The following is a 25,510-nucleotide window of genomic DNA, read 5'->3' as shown; positions in this document are numbered from 1 at the left end:
AATATGAATGAAAAATTTATTGATGATGTTTTAAATATACTCGAATCTGTCATAGCTGCTTGTGATCTGCCTATCAAAATCCTTTACCAGATAAATACAGATCATACAGTGGAAAACATTCGATTCGTTGATGCAGAAGATAAAGAGATATCCAGATATGATGTACTGACAGAGGTGGAAAACACGATCGACGATGATGGATTTATCACATTGGATCAGTTACAACAGTTACAGAAACTAGCTGATATCTGGAATATACAGAGTGATGATCTGAAGCCTTTATTCTCGGCATTGATCGCTGTTCTGGAAGATGATGATGAGAAAAGCATCATAGAAACACATTAGAAGTTACATTTTGGGCTTTATAAAACCGTGCAGGATATGCACGGTTTCTCCATGAAAAACTCTAGAAAGGGAATCAATTATGCAACAAAAGAATAATGCTGCAGCGAAAGATATTCAGCTTGAAAAGCTCTATTGGCCGGAGGCTTCGCAACGGGTTTTAGGGGTGTCCCCTAACAAGCAAAAAGGGCGTACATACGCCATGCTTGCGATATACAATGTCCCCACCCTATGCACCCCTGCTTTTTTTGCTAGAAAATGGTGGAGAAATGGAAAGTAAGATGATGCCATTGGATCATGTGAAATCATTATATCACATGTCTGAGCGAAGCATGAAAAAAGCTGTAGTCACAATGAATCGCCGGCACAAGGAAGATGAGTGGATCATAACACGGGAAACAGCTACCGGTGAAAAAATCCGTTACATATATTTAGAGGGGGTTGACTGGATCAAGCAAGTATATCGGCGGACAGATGGTTATTATCTTGATGCAGAAATCTCGTTTACATTATTTCATATTAAAAGATTGCAGGAGGAGCTGCAGGATATAGAGCCGGTAATCAGTTGGCCAGATATGGACGTAGAAACTTTATGCAGTCATTTTGATAAACAGCGCCGGAGCGTACAACAGGCGATCGCACTCATGTGTAAGATACATCCTGAGTATAAATACATCAAAGCCAGTAAAACGTTTGTAAGTGGTAAAGGGGTTGCGTGGATGGGGCTTAATCGTTACAAAGAGAAATATCTGCAGGAGCTGCAAAAAAAGAAACGCAGGCTGCAGCAGAAGAAAAGAGAGGTGCAAAAATGGTAAGGCCAAAGGTAAAACCGGAAATAAAACGGAAGCGATCATATATGCGGCTTAATGACCAGGAAAAACAAATCGTTGAAGAAAAAGCAGCGAGGTATGGGTATAAGAGTGTAGCTGCCTATCTGCGTGATGCCGGTATACATGAAAATATCTATGTAGAAGAATTAGAAGGGAAAAAAGAAGTCCTGCAGAAAAGCAGCGAATTGATTGACCTTGTTCGTGAATACAGGAATGATCAGAAGAATATCCTGCTGAGATCTATGCTTACTCCAGAGGATATCAGATTACTGAAGCAGCATAATGAAAGTCTAATGAAGGGGTTGACATTACTGCAGAAAACTACAATCGAATGTCTAAGAACAAAGGTAACTTATATGCAGCATAGAAATCAAAACGTACAAGCTTGTCTGGATCTGGATAAGGAGTGATGCTGACATGCCATATACAAAGAGGTTCGCTATACATGACGGAAAAAAAGGATTAAGCAGCTGCATCAATTACTGTATGGATGAAAACAAGACAGACGGAGGTTTGCTTGCTAAAGGTGTTAATTGCAGTGTCAATTATGCAGTCCGTGAATTTATGGCTAATATAGAGAAGTATCATACTGAGAATACGGAGCGGGTCGCATATCACACTATACAGTCATTCGACTATAGAGATAATGTCACTCCGGAAAAAGTCAATGAAATTGGTGTGAAGTTATGCAAAGAGCTGTATCCGGAATATCAGTGTCTTGTCTGTACACATGTGGATAAAGGTCATCTGCATAATCACATTATCATCAATGCGACAAGTTTAACGGGAAGAAAACTTGATGATAGATTATCTAACAGCATAGAAGGCTTATACGGCTTACGAGCGTGTAGTGACCGTATAAGCAAAGCATATGGCTGCCGTGTGATGGAAGATTTTAAACCGATCGGCAAATATAAGACAAAAAAGAATTATCTTTTTGAAACTGCACATATAGCATGGAAGTCTATCATAACAGAAAAGATCGAAGAGCTGAAGGAAAACTGCCAGTCCTTTGATGAATTGTTGGAACGCTTGTCACTTGAAGGATATATAATTAAGAACGGTAAATATGTATCGGTTAAGCCATATGGTAAAGACAGGTTCACCAGATTAAAAACATTAGGTAGTGATTACAGTGAAAGTGCATTAAAGAAATTCTTTTTAGAAAAGCAGCGCAGTGACAAAATAATTTTTAAAGATTATGAGGTTCTCGATCTGAACAGCGAATTATTATCTGAAACCGATCGAATCGCGAAGCAATCTGCTGAAGCCATACAATTATCAACTAATGGGTTAAAGAAAAATAAAGAGTATCCAAAATACTTCAATAGTCGCTATATGGAATTAAAGCGATATAATGCATTGGTGAAATCAATCGGAATCATGAATGATGAAAAAATATATACATATGAAGATTTGGTAGACAAAATCAAAGATGTTGAACAACAGTTAGAAATCAAGGAAATAGAATATCACAAAACCAAATCGCTGAACAATACCATGCAGGCACAGCTGCCAATTGCAAACATGTACATAAAGTATTATACTGCATACCGTGTATATGAAGAACAGGCCATGCTTGTTGGTGAAGCCGGTTTGAAGGAACCAGATGAGGTAAAGATGTTCCTGGATGCGAAAGCACAAATGAATGATGCTGATATTGATGAGGTTAAAGAATTTGCTGCAGAATGTACGAAAATAAAGATAGAGGCAAATAAACAATATGCCTATATCTCGTTCCTGAATAAACGTCTTGATGATCTAGAAGGTATACGCATGAAGCATTTGGAGCAAAACGGTTATATCAAGGGTATGCTCTTCAGTTCTTCCATGATTGATCAGCAGCGTAGTGATGATCAGAATTACTGTGTACGTCTCCCATACACGGATTATTATGTTTATCTACCTAAAGTATCAGTAGCCTGGAAGACACATGGAGAACGTGCTTATATGTATTTGCTTGACGATGAAGAGTACACATTATATGATAGTAAAGATAATGAAGTGGATAAGATAAGTGGTGACGATTTAGAAACATTATCAAAAGCAGAGAAAGAAGAAATCCAAGATTATTACAGGAGCATTAGATGATTATGATTGAATATATACGTTGTATATTTTGATTAAAAAATATGGAGGAAATTAACATGCGTGAAAATAAATCTACAGTATTCTATTTAATGATTCCGTTTTTAAGCACTTCAGTGTTTATTTGCTTATATGATGGTTCATATCTAGGTTTAATTCTAGGTATTCTTGTAGCAGGGGTGGTCTTTATGGTATTTCGGCATTATGCTCCTTTAGTGGAAAATCTATATTATAGTAATGAAAAGTTTCATAAAATTGTGAAATTTTCATTTTACTTAATAATTACTATTATAGCTATAATAGTAATTCAGAGATCTATGAATAAAATTGAGGATGCTATCAATTTCATTGATTCAAAATATTGAATTAAAGAAAATAATACACTGTAGGTGATTCAAGATTATTACAGGAGTAAATTATGATATAGTATATCATCCGTTACCATAATTTGGGAGGGTCAATATGGAAAATGACAAGTGGTCAATTTTTAGTAAAATATTTTATTGCTTGATTTTTGGTGTTAGCTCAATAGTATTCTGCTTATTATTTGATGGCTCATATCAAGGATTGATTGTAAGTAGTATAATAGCAGGATTGATTTTTGTGGTATCACTACGTAGTTTTTCTTCGATGGAGGATTCATATTATCATGACGAGGTATTTCATAAGACAGTAAACTTTTCGCTTTATGCTATACTTATCTTGATATTGATTGCAGTAATTATAATAATTTCGCAGAGATTATGGGATTTGAGTGAACATATCATTAAGCATTTCGAAACAATAACATAAATAGACATGTTGAATTTTATGAAGTTTTTGTGTATAATGTAACTGCTTGATAAAATCTTATTCTCAAAATGACCATTGAGAATAAAATTTGGAGGAATGCCGACTTGGTATTCCTCCTTTTATTACCTGTTTTGTAAATGTATATCAAAGTGGAGGATATTAAAGTGGAAGGAAAATTATATACAAAGACAACAACGGTACACACAAACATACTGGCACCAGAGAATAATAACAGAAGAGCAGTCGTTTTGTTAAGAAATGGTGGCAGTCAAAAAAAAATTGGATCTTTTCTTAAAAATTTGTGATTTTCGGATTGACAATGTATGCTTCTTAAATTGGGATAACACCACAGGATCTTTGTTATCACAAATTGAATCTTTTGGAGCTCATGATTTTATCGCATTAACGGCAGCTGATCTATATACTGACAGAAAACATCTAAATACATTATTAGAGCTTTTGATAATAAAGAAAATAAGGGTGATATCTGTCCTTGATCGAATTATAATACATCCTAATTTACCTTATTTAAGTAAATTCGAAAAAATGCTTTTTGTAGGTGCTGCTATTACTAGAGACAAAAAAATAACGCAAAAAATAACGCAAAGGAAATCAGTGTATCCAATACAGAATACCAGACATAAAAAAGAATATATTGGAATCTATTGCAGGGTATCGACAAGAGAACAGACCCTAGGCTATTCGATTGAAAATCAAAAAGTCAAAAATCTGATGTATTTGGAATTATTCGATTATTCTCCTAAACATATTGAACTGTATATTGATGATGGACAATCTGCAGCGAATTTGGAACGAAGAGACATGAAGCGAATGTTAGAAGATGTAAAGGATGGTAAATTGGATGAAATAATTATTTATAAATTAGATAGGCTGACTAGAAACGTTGTTGATACATATGAGCTAGTACAGCTGTTTTTAAATCTTGAAGTAAATCTAATATCTGTTATGGATAACCTAGACATCCATTCTGCCAATGGACGTATGATATTGGGTTTATTGGCAATTTTTGCTCAGTGGGAAAGAGAAACAATTATTGAAAGAACAAATGATGGCCAATTGCAAATGGCAGCTGAGGGTAAATATCCAAAGCCAGGATGTCCTTTAGGTTATACAAAGGATAAAGAAAATTATTTATCTGTTGATGAATCAACTGCAAAAATAATAAAAGATATTTTTAAATGGGCTAGAAGTTATACATTTGTCGAAATTAAGAATCGTATAAAAAAGGTATATAGCATGGAAATTCGTGTTGATCGGATACGAAGGATCATTTTTGAGGATGGTTATTATGGTGAGTTTTTATATAAAGGATTTGTCTTCCCTGATATAGTACCCGCTCTTATAGCCAAAGATGAGGCATTAGAAGCAAGAAAAATGCTAGGGAAAAGAGCAGTTATGTACGGTAAAGAACAAAATAAATTCTATTACCGGAATAAAGTTAAATGTGGTTGCTGCGGTGATATTACAATTGGTATACCAACATATAAAAATAATAAACGTTATTACTATTATTATTGTAAAGTATGTAATAAGCGAATAAATCAAGATATCATCATAAATGAAACCTTATACGAAGTGATCCGTAGAATTGATGAGACGGCAGTTGAGAGCGTCATCATGGAGTCTATGAAGAAAATAGAACGTCTTGAAGCTAAACTTAAACGTATTACTAGGAAATATGCAGAGGATCTTATTAACGATGATGCTTATTTACTATTAACTCAAGAGTTAGATATCAAAATTAAGAAAGAAAAAGGATATCTTGGTAGCATGAAAATCGTAAAAGGTGCAGCTTGGTCAGATCTTTCTGATGAAGAAAAGCGAAAACTTATTGAAAGTGTGATCCTGACTATGACAGTTGATCTTGATAAGAAGCGGATTATCGATATAGAATATGAATAGGATATTCTAGGATAGAAAATAGTAACTTTTTTCAAAAAAATAGTTACTATTTTTGGAAAAATCATTGAAGTTTATTACGAAATATGGTATATTATAGGTGGTCATAAGAATAGATAAGGTTTTAAATATCAAGCAAATAGCAATTGTAAAAAAATAAAAAGACAAAAAGACATATATGTTCGTTGTATTCCTTAAAGAGGTACCATATGAAAATCGTGGACACTGTGATCAGTGTCTTTTTTATATTTGGAAGCAACATACTGTATCTGTGCAATAAGGATACTGTGAGAAGAAAACACCGCATGTTAAAAGTTTAAGGCTTACTATCCGCAATTTGTTAAGTTTCTCCCGCAATTGCTGAAATATATGCTATGATTTCTTTGCGGGTGACATAAAAAAAGGCGATACCTTTGTTAATTGTTGAAATGTAAACTATAAAGCTGAGCGATATGTATTGCTAAAATGATAACACTATATGACAAATTTTGTTAAATTTCTCATATATCAAGGCGTGTTCGACAAAATATCACAAAATTTGCATTCTATACATAGTAAGATACAGGTGGGAAGAAAAAATGGGGAAATCGTAAGGAGGTAGTAGTATGGAATTGACACACAGTACAAGGCGATTTCTCAAAACAGCTGCTCCGGTGATTGGTAGTGCCGGGATGCTTTTTGCCTTTTACCAGTGGATGGTAAGCCGGAAGGGGCAGGCAGTTGAAGAGATGGAGTATGTACAAATACAGGAGCGGGAGCTTCTCAAAGACCTGTGGAATCGCTACGATATGTATCGGTCGGTATATCAAATCTGTGATGATTATCTGGATAATGACATGATGATGACCTCGCAGATGATCGATACGCTTAAAGAACGTCTAACGGATTGTCAGTCGTTATTGAGATTGAACAAGCCGTTCATAAGAAAGAGTGTGTGGGATGCATATGATGGACTGTTAAAGGCGCATAACCATTTTGTTGAAGTGGTCATGTGGGAGATGTGCGAACCGGAGGGGATGAATGCCTTTCTGCGTGACAGTCGCAGCGATATCTATGAAAGTGAAGCACTGCTGATTGAGCTATTGCGGGGATAACATACATAAAAAGCATTGTTTCAAACCGGTGGGTTGCGGTGAATGAAACAATGCTTCTCTTAATTGAAATCTATGGTTGCCTGTGGATCGTGTTCCTTTAAAAGCTGGATCATTTCCTTACGTTTATCCTCAAAGCATTCATTCTGCGTGCGAAAGCAGGTACAGTGATGCTCGAAGATATCCAGCAGCTGCTCTACGGTGATCGTTTTATTCTTGCAACCGGTGTTCTGTGAATTGATATTGATATTCCAGGTGCCGATATCATTAAGATAGGCAAAGCCAAGCTCTGTTATGGATAACGGATCGGCGCCGGCAATCACTGCTTTCTTAAAAATTTCCTTTACTGTCATAGCTCTACTCCAATCTTGCTGTGCTTACAGCCAACTGTTTAATATCATAGCGCGATATACTGTAAAATGCAAATGGAGAATAGTGTATTCTGACGCTTTTTTACGAGTCACTATACTGCATGACAGAAAAGGGCTGCGCTCCTGAAGCAGGCGGTTGTATTCTCGGGCTTTGATGTTCGATGTTCGTTTTAATAGGAAGCTGTTAGATGGAGATTGAAATTTCGGATATCACCGCTTGGAAAAGAAGAGGTGAACAGCCGCTGCAGAAGTTCAAGGCTGTATTGCGGAAGATCTGAAAAGGCAGGCGGGTAAGTCGATATCATAGAAATGAAATGAAAACAGATACTGTAGGTGTAATTCCGGCAGTATCTGTTTTTACGTATTTGTTTAGCGGCTGCTATTCGTGGGCATGATATTTTTGAAGCGGGTCATAATATCCAGATTGACAAGTGCTGTGTCCTGATTGTTTTTCAGGTAGCTGCGCCCGTAGGAGAAGGCATCCTGCGGTGTAATGCCATATGCAGCCAGCCGCTTTCGTATTTCTGCCTCATAGGTCCTTGCCTCCTGCAGGGCAGCTCCTGTGCATATTTTCTTAGAATCAAAAGCATGGATGGCATCATCCATCATAACATCACAATCTCCGTTTTTAATTTTCTTCAGCGTGTTATTTTGATAGGCAACTGCCTGTACCCACTGAAAGCTCATGGCATCCGTTTTCTTTGTGGTGATTTCCATTGTATAATAGCTTCCGCCTTCTTTGTTTTTGTCGGTTTCCATAAGATAATCGAATATCAGATCCTGATTCTCCAGGCTTAGATAGAAGCATTTGTCATCCAGTGCAACAATACTGTATGTTACATCCCTGTTCTGCAACGCCTTACTCATGGCCTCATTTTCCGGAGGTATCCCCTTGCAGCCGCTGCAAAGAAAAACGGCTGCCGAAGCTGTGAAAAAGCCTCGTAACAATTTATTCATAATCGCCATCCCTTTTTATCTCTCGTCATAAGTATAGCACATTATACTACCGGTTTGGATGGCACCGGATATAAAACATTTTTACATTTTAACGATTGCTTAACAATCTCTTCATTATCCGTTAACATAGGTGTCGTATGATAGAACCGTATTCAAGGAGGAATATGAAAAATGAACATGTGGAAAAAAACTATGACGGCTACCGTAGCCTGCCTGATGACATTCTCACTGGCAGCCTGCGGATCCAGCGATGAAGGAAAAACAGCAGGTGTCAGCGGTGATATCAAAGTATATACGCGAGATTCATCAAGCGGAACCAGAGAGGCATTCGAAAAGGGAGTGGACTTTGAAGGAAGTCTGACAAAGAATGCTATCGAGGTATCCAGCAATGACGATATGGCAGCCAAGGTAGGAGCCGATAAAAACGGTATCGGGTATACATCCCTGTCCACCGATTTCGAGAAAAACGGTGTCAGCGCTCTGCAGTATGAAGGGGTCACAGCGAGCAGTGAAAGCGTACTGGATGGAAGCTACAAGCTGCAGCGTCCGTTTATGTATGTAACAAGGGCAGCAGGTGATTATGGAAGTGATGACAAGGAACAGCTGGTGCAGGCATTCCTGGACTTCATGCAGAACTCTACAGAAGGTATGGCGATCGTTAAGAAAAACGGCGGGGAAGTTGATGAAAGCAAGGCAAAGCCTTGGGATGAGCTTTCCAAAAAATATGAAGCTGTATTAGGTAAGGATAATTCTGCAATCACCATTACGACCTGCGGGTCAACATCCGTAGAAAAAACGGTGAAGGCTTCTCTGGAGGCGTTCTCTCCAATGGCAGGAAACTTCAAATTCACTATGAATCAGTCCGGAAGCGGAGATGCAGTACCAAGAGTGCTTGGAAAAGAAAAAGACGGTCCGAACAAGGGGGATATCGGCTTTGCTTCCCGTGCTTTCAAGGAGGATGGCTCCGAGGATATTTCCAAAGCTATGGAAAGCGGACAGTACTGCATCGATGCGGTAGTCGCAGTTGTAAATAAGGAAAATACAGATGTTACATCCTTGACGCAGGCACAGCTGAAGAGCATCTTCACAGGTGAAACGCTGAAATGGGAAGACATCAAATAAAGAAAAGAAGCTAAAAACGTGACTTGCAAGACAGCCTGGATTTCCAGGCTGTCTTATGATGATAAGGATTGGTGAAGAATGAAAAGTTATGTACGAGATAGCATCAGTACAGAGAAAAATCGAAAAAAACTGAAAAAGGATCAAAGGATGAAGGCAATCTTTCTTCTGGCGGCATTGCTGTCGTCCAGTGCGATTGCCATCATCATTATCTTCATCAGTGTCAAGGGGATTTCTCCCTTTTTGAGCGGCTATTCCTATGGGCAGCAGGATATTGTCTCCTTTCTGACCGGAATGATGTGGCGTAAGGATCAGGGAATCTATGGTGTTGGCTTTATTGTTATCAATACGCTGGTTTCGGCATTCGGCGCACTGGTGATTTCCTTTCCTCTGTCTGTACTGACGGCATTGTTTATTGCAAAAATAGCACCCAAGCATGTCGCAGAGGTCATGACGACGGTAGTGGAGCTGCTTGCCAGTATACCTTCTGTTGTATATGGTGTATTTGCATCCGGTACGATTACCGTGCTGGTCAGCTCGCTTGCATCCTCCCTTGGCTTTGTGACGGCTGGAGGAAGCTCTTTGCTGGCAGTGATTCTGTTGCTGGCGATTATGATATTTCCAACGATTACATCCCTGTCAATCACGGCAATCCGCTCTGTAGACAGAGAAGTGGAGCTTGGCAGTCTTGCACTTGGCGCCACGCGGACACAGACGAATTTCAAGGTTATTCTGACAAGTGCCAAATCCGGAATCTTTGCCGGAGCGATATTGGGCATCGGCAGAGCCTTCGGAGAAGCTACAGCTGTTGCCATGGTAGCGGGAAACAAAATGTTTGGACCAACCGTTAATGTGTTTGATACGACAAGGACACTGACAACAACCATGCTGGCCGGCTTAAAGGAAACGACCGGACTGGATTATGACATACGATTCTCGGCAGGTCTGGTGCTGATGGCAGTCATTCTGCTGTCCAATCTGCTCTTGAATCTGATGAAGAAGAAAGTGGGGAATATGAAATGATACAGACACCCTCCCATCAGAAAAGGAAGCGCCGGTTGTTTGATGGCTTGTGCAACGGGGTAACCTACCTTTCCAGCGGACTAAGTGTATTCGTGCTGATTGCAATTTTTGTCTTCATCTTTTCCAAGGGCTTTTCATCTCTGGGCATTGATCTTCTGAAGGGGAATTACTGGTCTAAGAATTATCTGACCAGTGTGGAAACAACGAAAAATCATCCTGGCAGCTTTGAACGGCCGTCATCCTTGTGTGAGGAAGCGTCCTTCTCCTCGAAATGGGGAATCGGCTTTGTGGATACCAAGGATCAAAACGGCGATGCTATCGTTCTGGTCGAATACATTGATGAGGCATCTCCCTTCCATTATCTGAAGGATGAAAGCATTAAGGATAAGGATGTTTCCCTATCTACGGAGGTTGGCTTTCAGGTGGAAAACCTTGGCTATCGGACCAAAAGCGGAGCGACGATGATTGCGGGCAACATCATGTCGCAGAATGCAGCTGAGGTGGCACAGGCACTGGACAGCTCCGCACAAAGCATTACCAAGGTGTATTACAAAACACCGGGCGGCGGTATTCGCGGCTCGATTATATCCACCCTGTATCTGATATTGATTTCGCTGCTGATTTCACTTCCACTGGGAATTGCATCTGCCATTTATCTGCATGAATATGCAAAGCCGAACAGGCTGACATCATTGATTCGCAGCGCCATTGAAATGCTGACGGGCGTACCAAGCATCATCTTCGGTTTGATGGGGGTTGCTGTACTGTTTCCGATTACGCAGCTGTTTGGGGCAACGACGACCAATATCCTGCTGGGCAGCTTCACCATGTCCATCATTCTGCTTCCCACCATCATCCGTTCCACCGAGGAAGCGCTGATCGTTGTACCGCAGTCTTTGCGGGATGCATCATTATCTGTAGGCGCCAATCAGTCACAGACGATTTTCAAGGTTGTGCTGCCCTGTGCGGTCCCGGGAATTTTAACCGGCGTATTGCTGAGCATCGGACGTGTGATTGGAGAAAGCGCGGCATTGATCTATACCATGGGTACCTATGTCAATGACACGCCGACCCTTATGTCGCAGGGAACCAGCCTTGCCGTGCATATTTATAACATCATGAGCAGTGAGCAGCCCAATTTTGAACTGGCCAGTGCAATCTCCATTGTGATTCTGGTGTTCGTACTGATTTTAAATATCTGTGTGAAGCTGCTGAGTAAAAAGCTCAATAAATCCTGGTATTAGAGGAGGAATTCGTATATGAAGAAGGAACCTGTGTTCCATGTGGAGCACCTGAATCTGTTTTATGGAGAGAAGCATGCCCTAAAGGATATCGGCATGGATATCGAACAGAATAAAATAACCGCACTCATTGGACCGAGCGGCTGCGGGAAGTCTACCTTTCTGCGCTGCCTGAACCGCATGAATGATCTGATTGAGGGCTGCCGTATCGATGGAACGATCGAGCTGAATGGGGTGGATGCCTATGGCTCCGAAATGAATGTTGTGGATTTGCGCACGCAGGTGGGGATGGTGTTTCAAAAGCCGAATCCGTTTCCGATGTCAATCTATGACAATATCACCTACGGACCGAAGTGTCAGGGAATCAAGAACCGCAAGACACTGGATGCCATCGTTGAGCAGTCCTTAAGGAAAGCGGCCCTGTGGGAGGAGGTCAAGGATCGGCTGAATGATTCTGCATTCGGTTTATCCGGCGGGCAGCAGCAGCGCTTGTGTATCGCGCGTGCAATCGCCATGGAGCCGGAGGTAATCCTGATGGATGAGCCGACCAGTGCCTTGGATCCAATCGCGACGAATAAGATAGAGGATCTGATGGAGGAATTAAAAAAGGATTATACGATTGTTATCGTTACGCATTCCATGCAGCAGGCATCTCGTGTAAGTGACTACACCGCCTTCTTTCTGCTTGGTGAGGTTGTGGAATTCAATAAGACGAGCAGGATATTCCAGCAGCCATGTGACAAGCGTACCGAGGATTATATTACAGGAAGATTTGGATAGAAGGAGGAACCTATGATCAAAATTGATAAAGAGCTGGATACCATGGAGGAAAACGTGCTGAAAATGGGACAGAAGGTTGTCCGTATGCATGAAAAGGTTGTACAGGCCTTAAATTCCCCCAATAAGGAAATCGAGCTGGAAATCGTACAGTCGGATGATATTATCAATCATCTGGAGGAGGAAATCAACGATCAGGCAGTACGCTCTTTGGCGTTGCTGTCCCCGGTTGCCAGTGATCTTCGCAAGGTGGTGGCTGACATCAAAATCGCTTCCGAGCTGGAGCGTATCGGCGATTATGCAAAAAACATTTCCATTTTTCTAATCAAGCATGATGATATGGATGCCTCTATTCTCGATTATGCACAGGCCATGGAAAAGGGCTTTATCGCCATGCTGCAGGAAACGATGACCTGTTATGAGAGCAGGGATATCGATACAGCCTTTGAAATCCCGGAAAAGGATAAGGAAATCAATGTTCTGTATAAAGAGCTGAAGGAGAAAATCCGTCATGATGATTCCAGCTATCTGGTGGAGCACATCTTTGAAATTTCCTCCATGCTGCGTAACATTGAGCGGGCAGGGGATCATACAAAGAATATCTGCGAGCATATCATTTATATGATAAAGGGACAGCATTACGACTTCGGATAGATGCTCCGATTTGCGTAAAAAAGCTGTTCAAACAGCTTAGGGCAAGTTAGGCATTTGCGTTCTTTGGTGCGGCCCTTTGTGATTTCTGGAAAGGATAATGTGGGTGGTGAGGGATCAAACGCTTTGGTAAAAAAGTGTCCCATCACCCAATGTGCTGTGTTCACAAAAAAGCATCTTCACCATGTTTCCATGATTCGACAGCTGCACAAAAAAAGCTCTGCACACCGGCAGGGCTTTTGCATGTTAATCATCCGTTTCGTTTGGACGAAGGTCCAGTGTCATAGCTTCCTCATTTCCTTCCTTCACGATATTCCAGATATGGTCACCAATACGTTCCAGCGTACCGAGAATATCCACGAAGATACTGGCAGCAACACCGCTTCCGCAGACCTCTCCGGCCATACGCTTGAAGTGACGCTGTCTGGCTTTTTCTTCCACCAGGTCCAGATAATTCTCTTTATCATTGATCATCTGAATATAATGTTCTTCGCGGGTAGAGAAATAATTCAATGCAATCTCATTCATTTCCAGAACGGTTTCATACATTTCATTGACATCCCCAACAGCCTCGTCTGTGAAGGCTCCCTTGTCTTCATAGGTCAGCTCATAAAATTCATTCAGATTCATCGTTAAATCGCCAACCCGTTCGATATTCTTGATAATCTGCAGATTGTTGATGAATTCATCTGTATCGTGCTCGCTCAGACTGTTGTGGGCAATCGTCATCAGGTATTCGGTAATCTTGGAATCCAGAGAATTGATAGCATCCTCGTACTGACTGGACATACCCCGGTATTTACCGCTTTTCTTATTGAAATACTCCTGACTCGCACGGATACAATCGGAAGCAAGCTCTCCCATTTTTACCGTTACCTGCTTGGATACGCCGAGGGCTCCGGCAGGCAGAGATGCAGCCAGCTTTGGATCCAGCCCCTCCAGATCGACTTCGATGCGTTCCTCCTCACCCGGTATGATTTTCTTGATGACACTGACCATCAGATTGATACAAGGATAAGCGAGGATGGATATGACAATGGTTCGCAAAATGTGAGCAATTGCAATCTGCATCATTGGTGAGATGCTGTACTTGTCTGATAAAAAAGCGATAAAATCAACATACGGTGTCAACAGGAACATGAAAATCACAGAACCGATGGTATTGAACAGAACGTTGACGGCCGCGGCTCGTTTGGCCGAGGTACTGCCGCCGATGGATGCAAACACGGCGGTTACCGTTGTGCCGATATTGGATCCAAAGACAAACGGCAGGGCAGCTGTCAGTGTCATGGCTCCGGAATCATAGATTTTCTGTATGATGCCGACAACCGCAGAGCTGGACTGCACGATGGCGGTCATCAGGGTACCGCTGATAAAGCCGAGAATCGGCTGATTCTGCATAGTCGTTGCCAGTGTCGTAAAGAAATCCATCTGTCCCAGCTTGCTCAGCTCGTCTCCCATCAGCCGCAGACCGAAGAACAGCAGACCGAAGCCCAGAACGATCTGTCCCATATAGGTCTGTTTCTTCCGCTTGGCAAACAGGGTGATCAAAACCCCCAGGAATACGAAATACAAGGCCAGTGCCTCTACCTTTAATCCGATTAGAAATGCGGTTACGGTCGTACCGATGTTCGCTCCGATGATGATGCCGATGGATTGCTCCAGACTCATCAATCCGGCACGTACAAAGCCGATGGCAATGGCACTGGTGGCACTGCTTGACTGAATAAATACGGTAATGATACTACCCACAAGGATTCCCTTCCAGGGCTTGTTGGTGTAACGGTCGATATACTCTCTTAATTTTTCTCCCGCGATGCTTTTCAGACCATCTCCCATGAACTGTATTCCGAACAAAAAGAGCGCCAGACCTCCAATGATGAAGTCCCAGCTGATATCTGCCGGTGTCATGGCGGAAGCTGCAATATGTAACATAAGATTCCTCCCAAAAAAACTCTAAAATTACATGGTAGCAAGGTAATTTTAACAGAATTTTTACATTCTGTATATAAATTGAAAGGCGTTTTTACAATTTCACGTCAGAAAAGCCCTTTTGATCGGATATGGCGTACAGCTCGTGCGGTGACAATCTTTTTCTGCTATTCATTTGCACGCCGCTCGTGTTATAATAGAGTATATGCCTGTATAGGATACAAAACCTAGAAAGCGACGACGCTATGTAAGGTTGCATATGGGATATACGGTTAAGAATCGAGGTGGCTTATGGAAATCAGTGTATTTAATCAGAGCGGAGAACGGCGCTGGTCGCGCTATGCCTCCGATTTCAGAACGATCAGTGAAAAGACACAGCAGGTTTTAAAGCTGGAAGGGCTCAGGAGTGCCTCCGTAATCTTCGTGACACCCCAGATGATTCATGAAATGAACAGGGATTATCGCGGTATCGACCGGCCGACTGATGTCATCAGCTTTGCCATGAAGGACAGCGAGGATGCATATGAGGTCATGGAGGGGGAGGAAGAGCTCGGTGATATATTTATCAACATAGAAGCGATTTCAGCGCAGGCGGCGGATTACGGTCACAGCTTGCGAAGAGAGGTCTGCTTTCTGTTTACGCATGGGCTTTTGCACCTGCTGGGATACGACCACATGACACCGGAGGATGAGGCTGTGATGTTTCAGCTGCAGGATGTGATACTGGATGATATCGTTCCTAAAAAAATACGGAAATAAATTCCGGTATGCATTTGCCGGTCTTATGCATGGGCTGCTGCATGACCGTAGCATTGTGCTGCAGGCAGTTCTGGGAATGGTTGTGCTTGCGGTCTGTGCTTGTCTGGGGCTGGAGGCGATGGAATGGTGCGTCATTCTGATCGTCATTGGTGCTGTGATTGCACTGGAATATATCAATTCCGCTCTGGAAACGATTGTGGACATGGTGTCGCCGCAATACAGTGAGGGAGCGAAAAAAGCAAAGGATTACGCAGCTGCAGCTGTGCTGGTGATGTCGCTGGCGGCGGCAGCTGTTGGAATCGTAATCATAGGAGGAAAGCTGTTTTTATGAATGTGAATGAACAATATCAGGAGCTGCTGGATGCGGCGTTTGCTGCCATGCAGCATGCATATGCACCATACTCCCGCTATCATGTGGGAGCTTGTGTGAAAACTAAGGATGGAACGCTGATTCCGGGGGCTAATATAGAGAATGCTTCCTTCGGTCTGACGAATTGTGCCGAGCGAAGTGCGATATTTGCCGCTTATTCTATGGGCTATCGCAGGGAGGATATCGTAGCGATTGCCATTGTGAGTGACGGAACAAAGCTTGCGGCGCCCTGTGGTGCCTGTCGGCAGGTACTGGTGGAGCTGCTGCAGCAGGATACTCCCATCGTGTTAAGCAACAAGCAGGAGCAGAAAATAACGAGCATCGCCGAGCTTTTACCGATGTCCTTCACGAGTGAGGATGTTTTATGAGCTATAAGTCAGGATTTATTTCCATTATCGGCCGTCCGAATGCAGGTAAAAGCACCCTGCTAAATGCTATCCTGCAGGAAAAGGTAGCCATTACAACGCCAAAGCCGCAGACAACACGGAATAATATATCAGGGATATTGACGCGGGAGGATGCGCAGTTTGTCTTTGTGGACACACCGGGGATTCATAAGCCGAAGCATGAGCTGGGGCGTACCCTGAACCGCAATGCATATACGGCGATTGCTGAGGCGGATGTGAACTACTGGATGGTGGATGCCACACAGCCCTTTGGCAGTGGAGACGAATTCATTCTGGAAAAGATGAAAAGCGCACAGATTCCGGTATTTCTGATTCTTAATAAAATCGATCTGCTGGATAAGGAGGCGGTGCTTACGACCCTGAGTAAGTGGCAGAGCCGTATGCAGTTTGCGGAAATCTTTCCGGTATCCGCGCTGAAACGTGAAAATGTGGAGCATCTTTTGGAGGTGACAAAGTCGTATCTGCAGGAGGGCGTGAAGTATTTTCCGGATGATATGATCAGTGACCATGGAGAAAATTTCCAGATTGCGGAAATCATCCGGGAAAAGGTATTGTATAAAACAAATGAAGAGGTCCCGCATTCTGTTGCGGTCATCGTGGAAAAAAAGGAAGAAAGCGATACCCGCATGGAGCTGTCGGCTCTCATCGTCGTGGAGCGCTCCTCGCAAAAGAGTATACTGATTGGAAAGCAGGGAGCGATGATTCGCGGCATCCGTCTTGCGGCCCAGAAGGAGCTGAAGGAAAAATTCGGTAAAAAGGTGGAGCTGGAGCTGTATGTGCGTGTCGAGAAGAACTGGCGCAATCGCAGCAGCAAGCTGCATCAGCTGGGTTATCTGGAGCTGGAAGAAGGGAAATAATGCAGGAGGAAGTGTGCGGAATCCTGGTGGATGTGAAGGAGTATCGGGAACATGATGCCCTGTTGAAGGTATTGTGTGAGGATGGCTCCCTGCTCAGTCTGAGCGCCCGTGGAGTTCGTAAGGTCACAAGTAAGAATGCTCCTGCCGTACAGCTGTTTACACTGGCACGTCTGCAGCTGAATTATCAGCAGACTGCTTCGATACAGTCTCTACGCCGGGCAGAAATTATAAACAGTTATCGCAAAATTCGGGAGGATCTTGTAAAGCAGAGCATTGCCTCCTACTTCTGTGAATGCATATACCGCAGTGGCTTTGAGGAAAATGTATACATCCTGCTGAAGCAAAGTCTGGATATTTTACAGGACGCAAAGCATCCGCTGCAGATACTTTGTCTGTTTCAGGCTGTTATGAATCGCATGCATGGAATTGAACCGTTTGTGGATGGCTGTGTCCGCTGTCAGAGCACGCAGCATATTCAGGCAGTGTCGCGAAGAGATGGCGGCTTTATTTGCAAAAGCTGTCTGCGATATGGCGATCATGTCATACCGCGCAGGGATTTGAAAACCTTTCGTCTTCTCTGCAAGGCAGAGCTGGAGCATTATGAGCTGATTGAGAGACTGGAACCGTTTAGCAGTGAAAACTTTGAAGAGCTGTATGGCTTTTTTGAAGATTATGGCGGCATTGCGCTGAAAAGTGTGCGTTTTCTTCGAACCCTGTTCGCTATGGAGGGGCACATGTAAGCTGCATGCGTTGCCTGCAGCTGCTGTACCAGCGTATAGGCTGTGAAAAACCACTGTCAGTTGTATGGGATGCGAAATGCCTGCTGAATGTAAATGAAAAGCAATCCTATAAGGAAATTCTCTATAGGGCTGCTTTTTTTGATTATTGTACCGGTATTTTTACGCACATACTGTCTGTAGATGGACAACGGGCAAAGCGGCCTGCATCAAACGAAAAGAAGATAAACGCCGGTGCTTTTATGACGCTACCTTTACTGTATAGGGAAGAATTTCAATTGGAAAGGGATTCTTCTTTTTATTTTTTTACTTTGTTATTCTAATTGGGGAAAACACGTTGACATTTCCTTTAAAAAAGTGTTATATTATAGTGTATTCTTGTAACTATTTTCATAGTTTCATGAGCATCACCGGCGGGTGAATTTTTTTTGAAAGGGGCATAAACATGAACAACGAGAAATTATTTGATACTGTAGTAGCCCATGCGAAAAACAGTGGTTTTGTGTTTCAGGGATCTGAAATCTACGGCGGTTTGTCCAATACGTGGGATTTCGGTCCTTTGGGAGTCGAACTGAAGGAAAATATAAAAAAAGCCTGGTGGCGTAAATTCATTCAGGAATCTCCATATAATACAGGTATACAGTCTGCGATCCTGATGAATCCGGCAGTATGGGTTGCCAGCGGTCATGTCGGCGGATTCTCCGATCCATTGATGGACTGCAAGGAGTGTAAATCCAGATTTCGTGCCGATCAGCTGATTGAGGACGCTACAAACGGTGAGGTTAGCGTTGAGGGCTGGAGCAATGAAGCAATGATGGATTATATTGAAGAGCATCAGCTGAAATGTCCAAAATGCGGAGCGCATAATTTTACGGATATCCGTCAGTTTAATCTGATGTTTAAAACCTTTCAGGGTGTCGTAGAGGATGCGAAGAGTGCTATCTATCTGCGCCCGGAAACGGCACAGGGGATGTTTGTCAATTTTAAAAACGTACAGCGCTCCATGCGCAAGAAGCTGCCATTTGGTATCGGACAGATCGGTAAGAGCTTCCGTAATGAAATTACACCGGGAAACTTTATTTTCCGTACCAGAGAATTTGAACAGATGGAGCTGGAGTTCTTCTGTCAGCCGGGAACGGATATGGAATGGTACCAGTATTATAAGGATTACTGTATGAGCTTTTTGACGAATCTGGGTATTAACAGCGATCATCTGCGCTTTCGTGATCATACAGCAGAGGAGCTGGCTTTCTATTCAAAGGGTACCTGCGATATCGAGTATAATTTCCATTCCCAGATTGGTTGGGGTGAGCTGTGGGGAATTGCGGACCGAACCGATTATGATTTGAAGCAGCATCAGGAAGCAAGTAAGAAATCGCTGGAATATCTGGATCCTGCAACGAATGAAAAATATCTGGCCTATTGCGTAGAGCCGGCAGTCGGTGTTGAACGACTGATGCTGGCGTTTATGTGCGACGCCTATGATGAGGAGGAGCTGGAGAACGATACTCGTATCGTCATGCACCTGCATCCGTTCCTGGCGCCGATCAAGGCCTGTGTCATGCCGCTTTCCAAAAAGCTGAGCGACAAGGCGATGGAGGTATTCCAGCTGATTGCACCAGTGGGAAACTGCGATTATGATGAGGCGGGAAGCATTGGTAAACGATACCGTCGTCAGGATGCCGTAGGAACACCGTTTTGTATCACTGTGGATTTTGAAACAGAGAACGACAACTGCGTCACCGTACGCCACCGTGACAGCATGGAACAGGAGCGCGTGAGTCTGAAGGATTTAAGCGCGTATATCGAAGAGCGAATTAAGCTGTAAAATAGCGGGGAGTGATGTTCTTGGCACGCTTGAGTGAACAGGAAATCAGCCAGATTCGTGCAAAAGCTGATATCGTAGATGTGATTGGGCGCTATGTGCCGCTGACAAGAAAGGGAAAGAGCTATAAATGCGTCTGCCCGTTTCATGACGATCATGATCCGTCAATGTCCATAGCTGCCGATAAACAGATTTACAAATGCTTTGTGTGCGGAGCAGGCGGCAATGTATTCATGTTTGTACAGAATTATGAAAAAATATCCTTTATCGAGGCGGTTTACAAGGTTGCCGAGTATGCCGGTGTGACTTTGGAGCATACTCTTGATGTCACCCCCCGGATAAAGGATCCGCACCTGCAGGCACTGCATAAGGCATGCCGGGAGGCTATTGAATTCACCCATTATCAGCTGGATACGCTGGATGCGAAAAACGTCAAGGAATATCTGATGAGACGCAATATTACGGAAGAAATTATCAAGCGCTTTGAAATCGGCTACAATCCGATGGATGACGCCCTGTATCGCTTCCTGCATGCCAAAAAGCATGCGGATGATGATCTTGTGTCCGCAGGTCTTGTACGTGTTACCTCCCTCGGAATGAAGGATGTGTTTTCGCATCGTATCATGATTCCGATTCATGATGAATTCGGAGAACCGGTCGGCTTTACAGCCCGGCGGGTTGCGGAAAATGAAGAAGCAAAGTATATCAACACTACGGAAACGGATATCTACAAAAAAGGAAATCTGATTTTCAACTATCATAGAGCCAAGCAGGAGGCCAGAAAAGCAAAAAAAGCCTATCTGGTGGAAGGCGCCATGGATGTGCTTGCTCTGGAAAAGGTGGAGCTGCACAATGCAGTGGCTACGCTGGGAACGGCAATGACCAAGGAACAGCTGCGCCTTTTGCAGCTCCTGCATGTACCGATCGTCGTCTGCTATGACGGAGATAAGGCCGGTCGCAACGCCACCTACAAATTCGGCAAAATGGCCAGAGAGGCACAGCTGCCCTTTGAAATCGTAGACAATAAGTACGGTCTGGATCCGGATGAAGTCATTGATGTATACGGGAAGGATGAGCTTCGCGCACTGCTTGATAAGACGATATCCTGGATTGATTTCCTCTTTGAATACCTGCTTGGGCGGTATAATCTGGACAACTACTCTCAGAAAAAGGAATTCGCGCAGGAAATGTCATTGGAAATTCAGGCACTGCAGGATGATTTTGAGAAACAGAGCTATTTCATTCGTTTGCGGGAGCTGACTGAATTTGATATGCAGGTGGAGCAGCCCAAAGAGGAACGCAGGGCGATTCATCAGCCGCAGCCCCCGCGGCAGAGCTTTTTGACCTTTCCGAAAAGTGGAAGAAGTCATGCCGAGCATGAAATCCTCTCTCAGATGCTGAATGGAATTGCTGCAAGCAATCTGTTCAAGGAGGAGCTGGGATTTTTAAAGGATGATACCGGCAACAAGCTTGCGATGTACATCATTGATTATTATCGAACACACACCACCCTCGCTGTCGCTGAGCTGCTGGATGTGATTCGGGAGGAGGACGTGAAGGCACTTCTTCTGGAAATCGCAAACTGGGAGCTTGCCCGAGAGGATGTGGATATGGCTGTACTGCAGGAAGCAATCGCCAAGGAAAAATCCTGCTTTCTGGATGATAAGATACAGCTGTTGAATAAAAAAATACGATCTGTGAATGATCCCATGGAAAAGGCTAAGCTCGCCGTGGAGAAAAATCAGCTGATCAAAGAGCGTGAGGAATGGCGCAGCGCGGGAAGGAAGTAAGGATATGAAGAACACCAAGAAAAAAGCTGTTTTGCAGGAATACAAGACACTGGAAGATATCAAGCAGGAATTCCTGGACGAATACAAACAAAATGATGTCCTCTATCAGAAGGATGTTATGGATGCCGTGGAGCATCTGGCAATGACAGATACAGATTTTGATGATCTGTTCCAGTGGTTTTCCGACAATGATATTGAAGTAAAAAATGAAGACGATGATGTCGATCTGATGGATGATGACGCTTTGGTCGCAACCGAGGATGACGATGATATTGATTTTCTGGATGACGATACCGATGAAGAGGATACGCTGGCTGCCGATATCGAAAATCTGGAGCAGTCCTTTGCCAACTCTTCCCACACAAAAATCAATGATCCGGTAAAAATGTATTTAAAGGAAATCGGACGCGTTGAGCTTCTGGATCCGAAAGAGGAGCCGGAAATTGCGCGGCGCATTCAGGCAGGTGATGAAGAGGCAAAGAAAAAGCTGATTTCTGCCAACCTGCGTCTGGTTGTATCCATTGCGAAGAAATATGTTGGCCGCGGTATGCTGTTTCTGGATCTGATTCAGGAAGGAAACATGGGTCTGGTTAAGGCGGTTGAGAAATTCGATTATACCAAGGGCTTTAAGTTTTCAACCTACGCGACATGGTGGATTCGTCAGGCAATCACACGTGCCATCGCCGATCAGGCAAGAACGATTCGTATTCCAGTACATATGGTGGAAACAATCAACAAGCTGACACGTATTCAGCGTCAGCTGGTGCAGGATCTTGGAAGGGATCCATCTGCAGAGGAAATCGCAGCAAAAATGGAAAACATTTCTCCGGAAAAGGTGCGTGAAATTCAGAAAATCGCACTGGAACCGGTATCTCTGGAAACACCGATCGGTGAGGAGGACGATTCTCATCTGGGTGATTTCATCGAGGACAAGGAAGCTCTGTCACCGGATGAATATGCCAACAATCAGCTGCTGAAGGATGAAATCAATACGGTGCTGCAGGGCCTGACCGAGCGTGAGGAAAAGGTATTGCGCCTGCGTTTCGGTTTATATGATGGCAGAACCCGTACACTGGAGGAGGTTGGAAAGGAATTCAACGTTACCCGTGAACGAATCCGTCAGATTGAGGCAAAGGCACTGCGTAAGCTGAAGCATCCTACACGCTCCAAGCGTCTAAAGGATTTCGTCGATAAGCCATAATGAAGCTGAGTACACGATTACATACGATTTTTGATATGGTACAGCCCTGTGGCGTTGCTGCGGATATTGGCTGTGATCACGGCTTGCTGCCTATCGCCCTTATACAGTCGGGAAAATGTGAACACGTGTATGCGTGTGATGTACGAAAGGGTCCGCTGTCACGGGCACAGGAAGCCATCAGACAATACGGTCTGCAGAATTCCATCACCACAAAGCTGTGTGACGGTCTGCAGGGTCTGGAGGATGATGTGGAGGTTGTCGTTATTGCCGGTATGGGATATGACACCATTTGCAGGATTCTTATGAAAGGTGATAAGCAGCTGAAACATTATAAGCAGATAATTCTGCAATGCAATACACGTGTCGAGGATATGCGCCGCTGGCTGCATCAAAACGGTTTTACAATCGATGCGGAGCAGCTCGTAAAGGATCATCACTATTATCAGATGCTCTCCGTACATAAGGAGCCATCTGATATGCGGGAAGATCAGTATCTATTCGGTGTGTATCTTGATCGGCATCCACTATTTAAAGAGTATTGGACGTATATTCTGGAAAAGCAGAAAATAATCATACAGCACACACAGCCGCATCATGACGGATATGCAGCTGCTGTTGAGAAAATCAAAACAATTGAAAAGAAGCTGAAGGAGCTGGACTAAATACCGGTTCCTTTTTTGGTACGGCTATAAGAGCTATAGGAATCGCAGGCTATACGCAGCAGGCATGAAAGCTGTTAGGAATAGGGATTGTTCGAATGCGGGAATTTCTGATATAATATTCACTGGAAAGAAGTGAGTACATGGAACTTTGGGATCTGTATGACGCACAGCGGCAGCCGATGAATAAGCTGCAGATGCGGGGCAAGCCAATACCAGAAGGCTGTTATCATATCGTTGTCTTCATTTGGACATTCACCTATGACGGCAGACTGCTGTTGACAAAGCGGGATGCCTGCAAGCCCGGCGGTTTGCTATGGGAGGTTACAGGCGGCTCTGTATTACATGGAGAAACCTCGCAGGAGGGGGCAAAACGGGAGCTGTATGAGGAGACCGGTATCTCCTGCAGAGTGGAGCAGCTGCAAAAATTGCATACCAAGGTAAAGGGGCAGGGGATTTACGATCATTATCTGCTGCAGTATCCGGTAGAGCTGGATAAGCTGCAGCTGCAGGAAAAGGAGACCATCGATGCCATGCTGGTTGATCAATCCACATTCGAGGACATGATGCGGGTTCATATTCTGACACACCCGCTGCAGCTTTGGTACCATGAGCTGAAGGATACGCTTGCTGTTTACTTCCAAAAAAGCAGATAGCGGCAAATCTGAAGGGGAAATCCTTACCTGTGTAATGTGAATGGTTAGGCTACTGCATATGCGTGCGACAATGGGAAGGCAGCTTTATAATCAAACAACAGGCACGGCTTTCCTTTATGTAAAACAAGAAGGAAAAAGGCAGACGTCCGCCATCGTCTACCTTTTTTCGTGCTATTTACTTTCCTATCCTGCTATGTTTTATGACAATATTTCAGACAGTCTTATCTGCGGCTTACATTTCCCCGGCGCATAATCCTCCAGATATGCGATAACCTGTGCTGTCAGATACGTTGGCGTACTAGCTCCCGAGGTTACCGCCACACGTCCTGCATTGCATATCTGCTCATCCTGAATATCATTGACATCATCAATCAGATATACCTGATGAATGCCCTGATCACGGGCAATCTGCGCAAGCCGGTTGGAGTTGTTGGAATACCTGTCACCAACCACATACAATACATCGATTTGCTTGTCTTTCAAATCGGCAACTGCCTGCTGGCGTATACGGGTTGCGTTGCAGATTTCCTCACAGAAGACAGCCTTCGGATACCGTTCACGTATTGCCTCAAACAGTGCTTCAATATCAAAAATAGACATGGTTGTCTGGTTGGTGACAAACACCTGTGCCAAAGGAGGCAGGGTATCCAGATCCTGTTGCGTACTGATCAGATGCACTTTCTCACTGAGCGATAAAACGGCCTCTGCCTCCGGATGACGCGACTTTCCGATATACAGGACATCACAGCCGTTTTTCAGCTGCTCCATAACGATATCCTGTGTTTTGACCACATCCGGACAGCTTGCATCAACACATTGAAGTCCCTTCCGAAGTGCCTTTTCCTTTACTGCGGGGGAAATACCGTGTGCGGTAAATATGACGATTCCTTCTTCAATTTCATCTAGCAGCTCCAGTCGGGTTTTATTTTTATCATCAACGGGATAAATATGCAATTCCTTCAGTGCCTGCATAACATAGGAGTTATGCACCAGCATTCCCAGAACATAAATCGGGGTATCCGGATGCTCCTGTGCTGTTTTCTTTGCGATAAGAATGGCATTGATAACTCCCTTGCAATATCCACGCGGTACGACCTTTATAACTTCCATGTACT

At 43.5% G+C, this 25,510-nt stretch carries 28 protein-coding genes; 24 read left to right on the top strand and 4 right to left on the bottom strand.

Going from position 1 to position 25,510, the window contains the following annotated elements:
• Positions 1-3: 3 nt before the first annotated feature.
• The 9 genes from ACG3M1_RS12665 to ACG3M1_RS12625 all read left to right on the top strand — a co-directional run bounded on the left by ACG3M1_RS12665 (position 4) and on the right by ACG3M1_RS12625 (position 7,066).
• The gene (locus tag ACG3M1_RS12665; protein WP_257358860.1) at positions 4-345 is read left to right on the top strand and encodes a hypothetical protein; all 342 of its coding nucleotides are present in this window, start codon (positions 4-6) and stop codon (positions 343-345) included.
• Positions 346-424: 79 nt separating this feature from the next.
• Positions 425-622: a hypothetical protein gene (locus tag ACG3M1_RS12660; protein WP_257358859.1), complete on the top strand. Its 198-nt coding sequence runs from the start codon at positions 425-427 to the stop codon at positions 620-622.
• Positions 612-1,157, top strand: a complete 546-nt coding sequence (locus ACG3M1_RS12655) for a hypothetical protein (RefSeq protein WP_022300198.1) — start codon at positions 612-614, stop codon at positions 1,155-1,157. Before ACG3M1_RS12660 ends, ACG3M1_RS12655 begins: the two co-directional genes overlap by 11 nt.
• A 41-nt stretch (positions 1,158-1,198) precedes the next feature.
• Positions 1,199-1,582, top strand: a complete 384-nt coding sequence (locus ACG3M1_RS12650) for a hypothetical protein (protein ID WP_257358858.1) — start codon at positions 1,199-1,201, stop codon at positions 1,580-1,582.
• A gap of 7 nt (positions 1,583-1,589) precedes the next feature.
• Positions 1,590-3,263 (top strand): relaxase/mobilization nuclease domain-containing protein, encoded by a 1,674-nt coding sequence (locus ACG3M1_RS12645; protein ID WP_022300196.1) that lies wholly within the window; start codon positions 1,590-1,592, stop codon positions 3,261-3,263.
• A gap of 56 nt (positions 3,264-3,319) precedes the next feature.
• Positions 3,320-3,625 (top strand): hypothetical protein, encoded by a 306-nt coding sequence (locus ACG3M1_RS12640; RefSeq protein WP_022300195.1) that lies wholly within the window; start codon positions 3,320-3,322, stop codon positions 3,623-3,625.
• 97 nt (positions 3,626-3,722) lie between these two features.
• Positions 3,723-4,052, top strand: a complete 330-nt coding sequence (locus ACG3M1_RS12635; protein WP_022300194.1) for a hypothetical protein — start codon at positions 3,723-3,725, stop codon at positions 4,050-4,052.
• Positions 4,053-4,310: 258 nt separating this feature from the next.
• The gene (locus ACG3M1_RS12630) at positions 4,311-5,975 is read left to right on the top strand and encodes a recombinase family protein (protein WP_395814223.1); all 1,665 of its coding nucleotides are present in this window, start codon (positions 4,311-4,313) and stop codon (positions 5,973-5,975) included.
• Between the two features lie 602 nt (positions 5,976-6,577).
• On the top strand, positions 6,578-7,066 hold the full coding sequence (locus ACG3M1_RS12625) for a hypothetical protein (RefSeq protein WP_002609101.1): 489 nt from the start codon (positions 6,578-6,580) through the stop codon (positions 7,064-7,066).
• Positions 7,067-7,125: 59 nt separating this feature from the next.
• Here ACG3M1_RS12625 and ACG3M1_RS12620 read toward each other — a convergent pair whose 3' ends face one another.
• Positions 7,126-7,416 carry a hypothetical protein gene (locus ACG3M1_RS12620; RefSeq protein ID WP_002609100.1) on the bottom strand — a complete coding sequence of 97 codons (291 nt, stop codon included), beginning with the start codon at positions 7,414-7,416 and terminating at the stop codon, positions 7,126-7,128.
• 387 nt (positions 7,417-7,803) lie between these two features.
• Positions 7,804-8,391 (bottom strand): hypothetical protein, encoded by a 588-nt coding sequence (locus tag ACG3M1_RS12615; RefSeq protein ID WP_008817197.1) that lies wholly within the window; start codon positions 8,389-8,391, stop codon positions 7,804-7,806.
• 171 nt (positions 8,392-8,562) lie between these two features.
• Between ACG3M1_RS12615 and ACG3M1_RS12610 the strand changes: the two genes are divergently transcribed.
• From ACG3M1_RS12610 to phoU, 5 genes are all read left to right on the top strand, one after another.
• Positions 8,563-9,513: a substrate-binding domain-containing protein gene (locus ACG3M1_RS12610; RefSeq protein ID WP_002609098.1), complete on the top strand. Its 951-nt coding sequence runs from the start codon at positions 8,563-8,565 to the stop codon at positions 9,511-9,513.
• A 78-nt stretch (positions 9,514-9,591) separates the two neighbouring features.
• Positions 9,592-10,533: a phosphate ABC transporter permease subunit PstC gene (gene pstC, locus ACG3M1_RS12605; protein WP_002609097.1), complete on the top strand. Its 942-nt coding sequence runs from the start codon at positions 9,592-9,594 to the stop codon at positions 10,531-10,533.
• Complete coding sequence (pstA, locus tag ACG3M1_RS12600; protein WP_008817198.1) at positions 10,530-11,777, top strand: phosphate ABC transporter permease PstA; 1,248 nt, start codon at positions 10,530-10,532, stop codon at positions 11,775-11,777. Before pstC ends, pstA begins: the two co-directional genes overlap by 4 nt.
• A 15-nt stretch (positions 11,778-11,792) precedes the next feature.
• Entirely contained in the window at positions 11,793-12,554 is a 762-nt protein-coding gene (gene pstB / locus ACG3M1_RS12595; RefSeq protein ID WP_002609095.1) for a phosphate ABC transporter ATP-binding protein PstB, read from the top strand.
• A 12-nt stretch (positions 12,555-12,566) separates the two neighbouring features.
• Complete coding sequence (phoU, locus tag ACG3M1_RS12590) at positions 12,567-13,205, top strand: phosphate signaling complex protein PhoU (RefSeq protein ID WP_002609094.1); 639 nt, start codon at positions 12,567-12,569, stop codon at positions 13,203-13,205.
• Between the two features lie 243 nt (positions 13,206-13,448).
• Here the strand turns inward: phoU and ACG3M1_RS12585 are convergent, their stop codons facing one another.
• Complete coding sequence (locus ACG3M1_RS12585) at positions 13,449-15,137, bottom strand: Na/Pi cotransporter family protein (protein ID WP_009269118.1); 1,689 nt, start codon at positions 15,135-15,137, stop codon at positions 13,449-13,451.
• Positions 15,138-15,425: 288 nt separating this feature from the next.
• Here ACG3M1_RS12585 and ybeY point away from each other — a divergent pair, with 288 nt between their 5' ends.
• The 10 genes from ybeY (at position 15,426) to ACG3M1_RS12535 (ending at position 24,395) form a co-directional block, all read left to right on the top strand.
• Positions 15,426-15,893 carry an rRNA maturation RNase YbeY gene (gene ybeY / locus ACG3M1_RS12580; RefSeq protein ID WP_008817200.1) on the top strand — a complete coding sequence of 156 codons (468 nt, stop codon included), beginning with the start codon at positions 15,426-15,428 and terminating at the stop codon, positions 15,891-15,893.
• Positions 15,862-16,224, top strand: coding sequence for a diacylglycerol kinase (locus ACG3M1_RS12575; protein WP_008817201.1), 363 nt, complete (start codon positions 15,862-15,864; stop codon positions 16,222-16,224). Before ybeY ends, ACG3M1_RS12575 begins: the two co-directional genes overlap by 32 nt.
• On the top strand, positions 16,221-16,631 hold the full coding sequence (gene cdd / locus ACG3M1_RS12570) for a cytidine deaminase (RefSeq protein WP_002609090.1): 411 nt from the start codon (positions 16,221-16,223) through the stop codon (positions 16,629-16,631). The genes ACG3M1_RS12575 and cdd overlap by 4 nt, the downstream gene beginning before the upstream one ends.
• A complete protein-coding gene (era, locus tag ACG3M1_RS12565; protein WP_002609089.1) occupies positions 16,628-17,527 on the top strand; it encodes a GTPase Era in 900 nt (299 codons plus the stop codon). Before cdd ends, era begins: the two co-directional genes overlap by 4 nt.
• A complete protein-coding gene (recO, locus tag ACG3M1_RS12560) occupies positions 17,527-18,267 on the top strand; it encodes a DNA repair protein RecO (protein WP_008817202.1) in 741 nt (246 codons plus the stop codon). The genes era and recO overlap by 1 nt, the downstream gene beginning before the upstream one ends.
• Positions 18,268-18,709: 442 nt before the next feature.
• Entirely contained in the window at positions 18,710-20,092 is a 1,383-nt protein-coding gene (locus ACG3M1_RS12555; protein WP_002609087.1) for a glycine--tRNA ligase, read from the top strand.
• A gap of 14 nt (positions 20,093-20,106) precedes the next feature.
• Positions 20,107-21,879 (top strand): DNA primase, encoded by a 1,773-nt coding sequence (gene dnaG / locus ACG3M1_RS12550; protein WP_224727200.1) that lies wholly within the window; start codon positions 20,107-20,109, stop codon positions 21,877-21,879.
• Between the two features lie 4 nt (positions 21,880-21,883).
• Positions 21,884-23,080 (top strand): RNA polymerase sigma factor RpoD, encoded by a 1,197-nt coding sequence (gene rpoD / locus ACG3M1_RS12545; RefSeq protein ID WP_002609085.1) that lies wholly within the window; start codon positions 21,884-21,886, stop codon positions 23,078-23,080.
• A complete protein-coding gene (locus ACG3M1_RS12540; RefSeq protein WP_008817204.1) occupies positions 23,080-23,742 on the top strand; it encodes a tRNA (adenine(22)-N(1))-methyltransferase in 663 nt (220 codons plus the stop codon). The genes rpoD and ACG3M1_RS12540 overlap by 1 nt, the downstream gene beginning before the upstream one ends.
• 140 nt (positions 23,743-23,882) lie before the next feature.
• Complete coding sequence (locus ACG3M1_RS12535; RefSeq protein ID WP_008817205.1) at positions 23,883-24,395, top strand: NUDIX hydrolase; 513 nt, start codon at positions 23,883-23,885, stop codon at positions 24,393-24,395.
• 198 nt (positions 24,396-24,593) lie between these two features.
• On the opposite strand, the gene ispH is transcribed toward ACG3M1_RS12535, so the two are convergent.
• Positions 24,594-25,505, bottom strand: coding sequence for a 4-hydroxy-3-methylbut-2-enyl diphosphate reductase (ispH, locus tag ACG3M1_RS12530; RefSeq protein WP_008817206.1), 912 nt, complete (start codon positions 25,503-25,505; stop codon positions 24,594-24,596).
• Positions 25,506-25,510: the final 5 nt, after the last annotated feature.

Origin of the sequence: Clostridium sp. 10cd*, from assembly GCF_044336395.1 — a bacterium.
GTDB classification, from domain to species: Bacteria; Bacillota_I; Bacilli_A; order Erysipelotrichales; family Erysipelotrichaceae; genus Clostridium_AQ; species Clostridium_AQ innocuum.
Note: the sequence above shows the minus strand (reverse complement) of the source record. Positions and strands in the feature narration are given on the sequence as shown.